The sequence below is a fragment of the Bradyrhizobium sp. GW821-FHT12B03 genome (assembly GCF_058807535.1).
In genome coordinates, this window is sequence record NZ_JBXAQU010000004.1 from 418132 (window position 1) to 426303 (window position 8172).

Genomic DNA, 8172 nt, shown 5'->3' on the forward strand with positions numbered 1-8172 from the left:
GAGGGGAATCCACGATCGCCCTGTGAACTAGCTCACAGAGCGGTTCGCAATCATACCTGGGGACGAAACTCGCGGGTGTCGGAAGTCGCGGGCGCCCCTCACACCGGCCGCTCGCCCTTCACCGTCACGCGCGTACCCGAGCGCGTGTGCGGCCAGTAGTCCCACATCGCGCGGTGCTGGGTGCAGCGGTTGTCCCAGAAAGCGATGGCGTTCTCGGTCCAGCGGAAGCGGCACTGGAACAGCGGGTTCTCGGCGTGCTGGTAGAGATAGGCCAGCATCGCGTCGCTCTCGTCGCGGGGCACGCCGTTGATGTGGCGGGTGAAGCCGCGGTTGACGTAGAGCGCCTTCCTGCCCGTGACGGGATGCGTGCGCAGGACGGGATGCTCGGCATTCGGATAGGACGGGCGATCGGCGACGCCGTAATTGGCGTAGAGGCCGCGGTAGATCGGCTCGCCGTCATGCAGCGCCGTGAGCCCGTCGAGATAGGCCTTCATGCGATCCGACAGCGCTTCATAGGCTGCGTACATGTTGGCGAACAGCGTATCGCCGCCGCGCGGCGGACACTGCTTGATGTAGAGGATCGAGCCCATCGGCGGCTCGAAGTCGCAGGACACGTCGGAGTGCCAACCTTCGCCGTTCGCCCGCGGCGAGTTCCTGTCGGCATAGATCTTCATCAGCGCCGGGTCTTCGTCCTCGTGCGGTGCGGCGGGATGAAAATGCAGATCACCGAATTTGCGGCCGAAGGCGAGATGCTGCTGCGGCGTGATGTGCTGGTCACGGAAGAAGATGACGAGATTTTCGGCGAGCGCGCGGTGGATCTCGTCCATTTGCCGGTTGGAGCGGGTGTCATCGGAGACCAGCCTGCCGATGTCAACGCCAGAGATTTCCGCACCGATGATCGGCGTGAGCTTTTCAACCGCGATGGTTTCGTAAGGAGCGCCGTCTTCGGCGGTGTGGCGATAGCGCGGGCCTTGCTTGCCGGCGAGTGAGCTCATGGCGGTTCTCCCGAGTGTTCTTCATTGCGGCCATCGTATGCCTTCCCATCGCGGACGCAACGGGCTAGCGCCGGCCACACTTCTTGACACACTTAGGAAGCTTTAGTAGTGTTTATGAGTACGGAGACTTGATCATGGGCAAATACGAGCGCCTCGGTGAATTTCTGAAGTCCCAACGGACCAAAGAAATCCCCATGACCTTTGCCGAAATCGAGCGGATCATCGGAAGCAAGCTCCCCCCTAACTCGCCTCAATATCCGGCTTGGTGGAGCAACAACCCGACGAACAACGTCATGACCAAGGTATGGCTGGCCGCCGGATTTCGCACGGAGCAGGTGGATACGAAAGCTCGCAAGGTCGTGTTTCGACGGGTTGAGCCGAGTTCCGCGGAGCCGCCACCCTCACGAACCAAAAAGGTTGGCCGCCATCCGCTGTTCGGCGCACTCAAAGGATTGGCACATATCCCGTCGGGCGTAGATTTGACGGAGCCGGCAGATCCCGATTGGGGCAAAGTTAATGAGTGAACCCTCGCCTCTTCTACTCGATACGCATGCAGCGATTTGGATCGTTGAGGACAAGCCCATCGCTTCGGAAGCGACGGAAGCAATTGAGGCGGCTTATCGCGCGGGAAACCCAATCTACGTGTCGGCAATTACGGCATGGGAAATTGGATTGCTCGTTGCACGCAACCGGCTGGGTCTCTCCACAAGGCCAGAACGCTGGTTTCAGCGGTTACTTGCCGTCGAGGGGATACGGCTCGCCGAACTCACGCCCGATATCTTGATCGCATCGTCATTTTTGCCGGGCGAGCCGCCACGCGATCCCGCGGATCGAATCATCATTGCGACCGCTCGCGACATTGGCGCGAGCGTGATTACGCGGGACGGCCTGCTGCTGAGATATGGCGAGACAGGCCAGGTCAGCACGATTACATGCTGACCTGAAAAACTACTCCGCCGCAGACACCGGCACCTTGGCGCCCTGGCCGTAGCGCTGGTCGATGTAGTCGATCACCAGCGCCTTGAAATCGGCGGAGATCGTGGGCCCGCGCAGCGTGCGGAACTTCTTGCCATCGACGAAGACGGGCGCGGCCGGCGCTTCGCCGGTGCCGGGCAGCGAGATGCCGATATTGGCGTGCTTGGATTCGCCGGGGCCGTTGACGATACAGCCCATCACCGCGACGTTGAGCTCCTCGACTCCAGGATATTTCGTCTTCCAGGCCGGCATCTCGTCGCGGATGAAATCCTGGATCGAACGGGCGAGCTCCTGGAACGTGGTCGATGTGGTGCGGCCGCAGCCGGGGCAGGCCGCAACCAGCGGCACGAAGGTGCGGAAGCCCATGGTCTGCAGCAGTTCCTGGCCGACCTGCACCTCACGGGTGCGGTCGCCACCGGGCTCCGGCGTCAGCGAGATGCGGATGGTGTCGCCGATGCCTTGCTGAAGCAGGATGCCGAGCGCGGCCGAGGAGGCGACGATGCCCTTGGTGCCCATGCCGGCCTCGGTGAGACCGAGATGGATGGCGTAGTCGGAGCGGCTGGCGAGATCCTGATACACCGCGATGAGATCCTGCACCGCCGAGACCTTTGCGGAGAGGATGATGCGATCCTTGGGCATGCCGAGCTCTTCGGCGCGCGCAGCCGAAAGCAGTGCCGACTGCACCATGGCCTCGCGCGTCACCGCGCGCACGTCGCGCGGATTGGCGGACGCGGCGTTCTCGTCCATCAGCTTGGTCAAGAGCTCCTGGTCGAGCGAGCCCCAATTGGCGCCGATGCGCACCGGCTTGCCGTTCTTGTTCGCGATCTCGATGATGTCGGCGAACTGGGTATCGCGCTTGTCCTTGAAGCCGACATTGCCGGGATTGATGCGGTACTTGGCGAGCGCCTCGGCGCAGGCCGGATAGGCTGCGAGCAGCTTGTGGCCGATATAATGGAAGTCGCCGATCAAGGGCGTGGTGATGCCGCGCTTGGCGAGGCCGTCACGGATGTGCGGGACGGCGGCAGCCGCCTCCTCGCGGTCCACGGTGATGCGGACCATTTCGGAGCCGGCGCGCGCGAGCGCTGCGACCTGGGCGATGGTGCCGTCGATGTCGGCGGTGTCGGTGTTGGTCATCGACTGCACGACGATCGGCGCACCGCCGCCGACGGCGACGTCGCCGACCTTGACCTGGGTGGTCCGATGCCGGGGCGCGGGGCCCGCGATGTCTGAATCGAGAGGGTTTTCGAGCTTGTTCATGATGTCCAAATATCAGGTTTTGGTGACGTTCAGCAATGCATCACGGGGCGCCGCAGCCGATGGGCTCGGACGGTTAACCAGAAAAAGCCCAGCAATTACAAGGACCGCGGCGGCCCCGAATGTCAGGCTTAGGGTGTCGTGCATGATGAAATAGCTACCCACCACGCCAAACAAAGGGGTGATGAAGGTAAAAGCCGACAATTTGCTGGCCGAATAGGTCTTCACCAGTGCGAACCAAAGCGTGAACGTGGTTCCCACCACCCAGATCGCCTGGAAGGCCACCAATGCGATGGATTGCGGCGACGGCGTGTGGGGAATGGTCTCGCCGAACAGCCAGGCGGCCAGCCCGAGAATCGGGATCGAGGTCGCGACCTGATAGCCCAGCGCCTTCTCGGGCGCGACGAAGCGCAGCCGGGTGCTTTTGGCGACCAGCGTGGTTGCCGCCCACAGCGCGGCACCCCCGACGATCATGAGGTCGCCGAGCAGCACCTTGGCATCGACATCCGGCTGCGGCACGCCGATCGCGAGCGCGACGCCGGCAAAGCTCACCGCGAGCCCCAGCCATTGCGCGCCGCCAAGCCGCTCGCCGAGCACCTGGTAGGATCCGAGCGCGACGAAGAACGGCGCGGTGTAGAGGAACACCACGGCACGGGACGCCGGCGTGAAGCGCAGACCCTGGTAGATCAGCACGAACTCAGCACCGAACATCAGGCCGGCGATCAGGCCGGCCTTCCATGTGCCATCACGGTCGAAGAACTTCACGCCGCGAAAGGTGCCGACGATGAACAGCACCGGCAGCGCGCCGATCGAGCGGAACGTGGCCTGGAGCATCGGCGGAATATCGGGCAACACCAGCTTCACCGCGATCTGGTTGAACCCCCAGGTCAGGCACAGCATGAGCATCAGCGCGATGGCGCCGGCGCTGAGGGGGCGCGCGGCGGATTGGTTGATTTGAGGTGAGGACATTTCTTCCCGAATACCGGCTTTTACGCCGTTGTTGCTTTATATAGCTTTCTGACAATGGGCGCAGATGCCCGTGATTTCCACCACGGACAATTTGGGGGCGAAGCCTGAGCTGCGCGCGGCGGCGTTGAGGTCCTTGGCGAAGGACGCCGACGGGATCTCGCCGACCAGGCCGCAGCGCTCGCAGATCAGGAACGCCACCGCCGAGGTCGCATCGTGGTCGTGGGCGGCGCAGGCAAGATAGGCGTTGCGGCTTTCGATGCGGTGCACGAGGCCGTTGGCCATCAAGAAATCGAGAGCACGGTAGACGGTGATCGGCGCCGGCCGCGGCATCGACTTGGCGAGCTCGTCGATTACCTCATAGGCCCCGAGCGGGCGGTGGCTGGAGAGCAGCGCTCCCAGCACCTGGCGGCGTATCGGTGTGAATTTCTGCGCGCGCTGCTCGCAAACCTCCTCGGCATGCGCCAGCGCGTCCGCAGTGCAGCGGCCGTGATCGTGGTCGGGCGCGGGAAATGTCGGCTTTGCCAGGGTCATGCGGCCCGCCTTCTAGCATTTCGGCGGAGGAACCCAAAGGCCGGGACGCAGACGGCTGCCAGCCATGCTTTTCCGGCGGAACAGCATCGCATATGCCGGCCATGAAATAATCATAAGCTTGCTTATAATGTCCAAGCTTATAGGAGACCAAGCTCATGAGCCGCGGGCCCGTGGACCAGAACTTCCTGTTCACGCTCGGCGAACTCTACCGCCTGTTGCGTGTCTATGCCGACAAGGAGGCCTCGCGTTTCGGCATCACCCGCGCGCAATGGGCGGTGCTGGCCAAGGTCGAGCGCAGCGAGGGCATGAAGCAGTCGGAACTCGCCGAGCTCCTGGAAATGCAGCCGATCACGCTGACGCGCCTGATCGACAAGCTCTGCGACAGCGACTGGATCGAGCGCCGCAACGACGCCTCGGACCGCCGCGTCAAACGGCTCTACCTCAAGAAGGCAGGCCGGACGCTGCTCGGCAAGATGAGCGGCCTGAAGTCGGAGCTCACGGCCAACGCCCTCGACGGCATCAATCCGGCGGACGCCCACCGCCTTCTCACCCAACTCGAAACGATCAAGGAAAACGTGCGTGACGCGATCCAGGCCTCTGGGGCGGAACAAGCGCGTAAGGAGCAGCGCTATGGCTGATCAGGTCCTCAAGTTCCAGCCCGAGCAGAAGACCGATAGCGGCAAGCCCAGCAAGAAGGCCGGCAGCGACCCGCGCCGTCGCTTCGTGGCCGGCCTGCGCCGCTATCGGCGATTCCTGCTCATGGTCGTGCTGCCTGTGATCGTCGCCATCGGCGGCGTCACCTTCTATCTGCATGGCGGCCGCTATGTCGGCACCGACGATGCCTATGTCGGCGCGCAGAAGGTGCTGGTGACGCCCGACATCTCCGGCAAGATCGAGAAGGTCGTCGTGAAAGAAGGCCAGGTCGTCAAGCAGGGCGACGTGCTGTTCGAGATCGACCCCGTGCCGTTCCGTCTCGCGGTGGACGAGGCCAAAGCGCAGCTGATGCAGGCGCAGACGACCTACGATAATCTCCGCGCCAACATCAAGATCTACGGCGACATGCTCGATCTCGCCCAGAAGGGCGTCGACCTGAAGCAGCGCGACGTCGAGCGCAAGCAGGCGCTGGTCAAGAACAACTATGGCTCGCAGCTCGACCTCGACAATGCGTCGAATGCGCTGGTCACGTCGGGCTCGATCGCACAATATGTCAGGCAACAGATATCGACGGCCAAGACGCAGCTGCTCGGCGATACCGACCTGCCGCTGGAGAAATTCCCGCCCTACGCGCAGGCCAAGTCCAAGCTGGAAAACGCCGAGCGCAATCTCGATCACGCCGTGGTGCGCGCGCCGATGGGCGGCGTCGCGACGCAGGTCGAGCAAATCCAGCTCGGCCGCTATGTGGCGGCGGGCACGGCGGTGTTCTCCATCATGGATATCGCCCATCCCTGGGTCGATGCCAATCCGAAGGAGAGTGACCTCACCTACGTCACCGAAGGCCAGCCCGTCACGCTCGAGGTCGATGCGTTCCCGAACCACGTCTTCAAGGGCAAGATCGGATCGCTCTCGCCCGGCACCGGCGCGCAATTCGCGATCCTGCCGCCGCAGAACGCCACCGGCAATTTCGTCAAGGTGGTGCAGCGCGTGCCTGTCAGGATCTATTTCGACGAGACCGACAAATATGTGAGGAAGCTGAAGGCCGGCATGAGCGTCTATGCGACGATCGACACCGGCCACCAGCGCTCGCTCGCCGGCCTGCTCGGCCTGTCGGCAACCGCCGGCCAAGACAAGGACTGATCCGATGGCGGAGTCCAACCCCGCCCTGATGGTCCCAGGCCTCCGCCGGAACATGGTGACGATCTGCGCCATGACCGCCACCATCATGCAGGCGCTGGACACCACCATCGCCAACGTCGCGCTGCCCTACATGCAGGGCACGCTGTCGGCCTCGCAGGACCAGATCAACTGGGTCTTGACCTCCTACATCGTCGCCGCCGCGATCATGACGGCGCCGGTAGGCTGGATCTCCAACCGCTTCGGCCGCAAGCGCATCTTCATCATCTGCTCGGCCGGCTTCACTTTCGCGTCCGTGCTGTGCGGCCTTGCGCAGGACATCAACCAGATGGTGCTGTTTCGCCTGCTGCAGGGCGTGTTCGGCGCCGCGCTGGTGCCGCTGTCGCAATCGGTGATGCTCGATTATTACACGCTCCAGGAACGCGCCAAGGCGATGTCGATCTGGGGCATGGGCGTGATGATGGGCCCGATCATGGGACCGTCGTTAGGCGCCTGGCTGACCGAGACCTATTCCTGGCACTGGGTGTTCTTCGTCAATCTGCCGTTCGGCGCGATCACCGTGCTCGGGCTGATCATCTTCATGGACGAGACCAGGAAGGACCTCAGCCTCAAGTTCGACTGGTTCGGCTTCGGTGTGCTGGCGATCGGGATCGGCGCGCTCCAGCTCGCGCTCGACCGCGGCGAGCAGCTCGACTGGTTCGAATCGGTCGAGATCGTGACCGAGTTCGTGATCTCCGGCATCGCCTTCTATTATTTCTTCGCGCACTCCTTCACGACCTCGCGGCCGTTCATCCAGTTCGCGCTGTTCCGGGACCGCAACTTCCTCACTGGCTGCATCTTCATGACGGTGATGGGCCTCGTGCTGTACTCGACCATGGCGCTGGCCTCGCCCTATCTACAAAACGTCATCGGCTACCCCATCATCACCGCCGGCGGCCTTTTGGCGAGCCGCGGCTTCGGCACCTTCTTCGCGATGATGATGGTCGGCCGCATCATGCGCTACATCGAAGCGCGCACGCTGATCATCTCCGGCCTGACGCTGACGGCGGCGTCGCTGTTCCAGATGACGGGCTGGACCGACCAGACCCAGGTGCCGGAGATCGTCATCGTCAGCGTCATCCAGGGCTTCGGCTTCGGCCTCGTCTTCGTGCCGCTGTCGACGGTGGCGTTCCTGACGCTGCCGAACCATCTGCGCACCGACGGCACCTCGATGCTGACGCTCTTGCGCAACGTCGCGAGCTCGGTCGGCATTTCCATCGTGATCGCCGAGCTGACGCAGGGCACGCGCAAGACCTACGCGATCCTGTCCGAGCACATCAACCCGTTCAACCACGCCCTGCAGATGCCCGACGTGCGCGGCATCATCAACCTCTCCACCGACGCCGGCCGCGCCATGGCCGACAGGATGGTCAGCGTCCAGGCGCAGATCATCGCGTTTGCACACGACTACATGCTGGTGATGATCTTCATCCTCTGCACCATCCCGCTCGCCCTGATGATCGGTTCGACCAAGGCCACGCTGCGCAAGCAGGCCGCCGGGCCGGAGCACGCGGTGATGGAGTAGTTACGTCCCGGCGCAGGCCCTAGGGCATGCACATATCTGGTGCGACGGATTGACTCGGGTCGAGGGTAAGGGGTTCCAGAATCGGGAATCCGT

9 protein-coding genes are annotated in these 8172 nt (G+C 63.3%); 5 read left to right on the forward strand and 4 right to left on the reverse strand.

Annotated elements, in window-relative coordinates:
* Positions 1–98 precede the first annotated feature (98 nt).
* Complete coding sequence (locus AC1RUR_RS11475) at positions 99–995, reverse strand: TauD/TfdA dioxygenase family protein (RefSeq protein WP_492843864.1); 897 nt, start codon at positions 993–995, stop codon at positions 99–101.
* A gap of 134 nt (positions 996–1129) precedes the next feature.
* Here AC1RUR_RS11475 and AC1RUR_RS11480 point away from each other — a divergent pair, with 134 nt between their 5' ends.
* The gene (locus AC1RUR_RS11480) at positions 1130–1519 is read left to right on the forward strand and encodes a DUF7662 domain-containing protein (protein ID WP_492843866.1); all 390 of its coding nucleotides are present in this window, start codon (positions 1130–1132) and stop codon (positions 1517–1519) included.
* The gene (locus AC1RUR_RS11485; RefSeq protein WP_492843868.1) at positions 1512–1934 is read left to right on the forward strand and encodes a type II toxin-antitoxin system VapC family toxin; all 423 of its coding nucleotides are present in this window, start codon (positions 1512–1514) and stop codon (positions 1932–1934) included. The genes AC1RUR_RS11480 and AC1RUR_RS11485 overlap by 8 nt, the downstream gene beginning before the upstream one ends.
* A gap of 9 nt (positions 1935–1943) precedes the next feature.
* Here AC1RUR_RS11485 and ispG read toward each other — a convergent pair whose 3' ends face one another.
* The 3 genes from ispG to AC1RUR_RS11500 are packed head-to-tail and all read right to left on the reverse strand — an operon-like array spanning position 1944 to position 4724.
* Positions 1944–3227, reverse strand: a complete 1284-nt coding sequence (gene ispG / locus AC1RUR_RS11490) for a flavodoxin-dependent (E)-4-hydroxy-3-methylbut-2-enyl-diphosphate synthase (RefSeq protein ID WP_492843870.1) — start codon at positions 3225–3227, stop codon at positions 1944–1946.
* Between the two features lie 12 nt (positions 3228–3239).
* Positions 3240–4193 (reverse strand): DMT family transporter, encoded by a 954-nt coding sequence (locus AC1RUR_RS11495; protein ID WP_492843872.1) that lies wholly within the window; start codon positions 4191–4193, stop codon positions 3240–3242.
* Between the two features lie 36 nt (positions 4194–4229).
* Positions 4230–4724, reverse strand: a complete 495-nt coding sequence (locus AC1RUR_RS11500) for a Fur family transcriptional regulator (protein ID WP_492843874.1) — start codon at positions 4722–4724, stop codon at positions 4230–4232.
* A 155-nt stretch (positions 4725–4879) separates the two neighbouring features.
* On the opposite strand from AC1RUR_RS11500, the gene AC1RUR_RS11505 reads away from it, so the two are divergent.
* The 3 genes from AC1RUR_RS11505 to AC1RUR_RS11515 are packed head-to-tail and all read left to right on the forward strand — an operon-like array spanning position 4880 to position 8079.
* Positions 4880–5362, forward strand: coding sequence for a MarR family winged helix-turn-helix transcriptional regulator (locus tag AC1RUR_RS11505; RefSeq protein WP_492843876.1), 483 nt, complete (start codon positions 4880–4882; stop codon positions 5360–5362).
* On the forward strand, positions 5355–6518 hold the full coding sequence (locus AC1RUR_RS11510) for an HlyD family secretion protein (RefSeq protein WP_492843878.1): 1164 nt from the start codon (positions 5355–5357) through the stop codon (positions 6516–6518). The genes AC1RUR_RS11505 and AC1RUR_RS11510 overlap by 8 nt, the downstream gene beginning before the upstream one ends.
* A gap of 4 nt (positions 6519–6522) precedes the next feature.
* On the forward strand, positions 6523–8079 hold the full coding sequence (locus AC1RUR_RS11515; RefSeq protein ID WP_492843880.1) for an MDR family MFS transporter: 1557 nt from the start codon (positions 6523–6525) through the stop codon (positions 8077–8079).
* The last annotated feature ends 93 nt before the right edge of the window (positions 8080–8172 follow it).